Below are 1,553 nucleotides of genomic sequence, written 5' to 3' on the forward strand. Positions count from 1 at the left end.
AAACTATAAATTAATCGTTTACGTTCACATTAATTTTTATAAATTATGCTCTTTTCTTTATACCATTTACCGGAGCACACCTCTATTGTAACAAACCTACACTATCATACTATTTGCTGACTCTTAAGGTTACAACAACCTATACATTAGTACGGTTTATAAGAAAAATTTTTTTAATCTCGTTATCCACACACGAGCCTCGTTTGTTATATACAATGAAATAGCTTTGATTATGCTGGAATAAAAGTTCTGTAGTACTACACAATGCAATTACAATAGCTGTTATTTTGTGAATACCAATAAAAACTATCGTTCAAAAAAAACCCTAGAATTATAAATTTATCTGAAAAATATTAATACATAACCAGACCGCTTAAAAAAAGAATTTAGTCTACTCATTATTGTAAGAAATAAATCGATTATTTCTAATCTTTTTTATTTTTAATAACTAACGAAATCTTTCTTTAAGCATTACGGGAAACACTAACTTGATTTTCTATTACATATAAAGAACTTACTGTGACTTTATATTTCATAAAACTCTCACTATTTCCAACAAATCATCTCGATATCATATTATATAAAACTTCTTACTTATTTAATCTTATAATTTACACTCAGAAATATAATACAACAATTTATGGAAAAATGACTCTTGTTAAAAATACTCGATGGATTCTAAGGACGGAAAGAATTAAGTGCTGCATTTAACCCTTTAAATGGTACAGTAAAAGAAAATACCTTACCTTCTTTAGTTTTATAGGAAATACGTACCTTATTGTTCTGCTCTATTTGTTTAGTCAAAACCGGCCCTACAGGTGATTGTGCCAAACAAACCGTTTCATTACATTGCGTATAATTAATAAGAACAGGTTTTTTAACACCTTTTACAAACATTTGAATCGGAACATTTATATCAGAATTTGGCAATGTTCGAAAAAGCATCACTGCTTGACCACTTGTCGTAGAAACAAGAGACCAACTGAAAATGGTATTTCCTTCTTGATCATGAACCGTCTGTGTCACATTACATATACCTTGCTTATGTTTGAGCTTTTGTTTTTCGTCACAAATCAAAGTCCAATCATAAAACTGCATAATAATTCGACGTGTTTCGCCAGGTTCTCCCTTAGGTATCGATAAGTGCGGTGGATGCACTGTATAAATATTATTGTTCTCGTTGGCAAAGCTTTCGCTCTTGCCTATTAAGGCAAGAGCAAACAGAATCTTTACTAACATACTTCTCGTTTTTACAATAACAGCCATTTTTTCTATTATCATCTCAACCTCAGAGTAATTCCAGCACCTATTCCCCAATGACCTCCAGCACTTGTCACAGACACATTCGAGCGAATATTTCCATCTTCAGATGTATAACCAGCACCAATAGCAAGTGCAGATTGACTGCGCCACAAACCACTCCCAAATGAAACACTTAAAGATCCTGGTATATCATAGTAACGTAAGTTGGACACCGCTAGACCAATAGCAGCAGCTTGTCTTGCTTCTTTCCGAACATCCTGAATAGCATAATTCAATGTCTCAAACTTCAT

The 1,553-nt window shown here is 32.5% G+C and carries 2 protein-coding genes; both read right to left on the minus strand.

The genetic code is table 11. The features are described from left to right. Positions 1 to 678 precede the first annotated feature (678 nt). Positions 679 to 1,281, minus strand: a complete 603-nt coding sequence (locus ACFIO3_RS12830) for an invasion associated locus B family protein (RefSeq protein WP_375606733.1) — start codon at positions 1,279 to 1,281, stop codon at positions 679 to 681. After that, on the minus strand, positions 1,278 to 1,553 hold a 276-nt coding region (locus ACFIO3_RS12835), incomplete at its 5' end, for a YadA-like family protein (protein ID WP_375606732.1). The genes ACFIO3_RS12835 and ACFIO3_RS12830, both read right to left, overlap by 4 nt.

The organism is Bartonella sp. AD328YNZD, assembly GCF_042196425.1.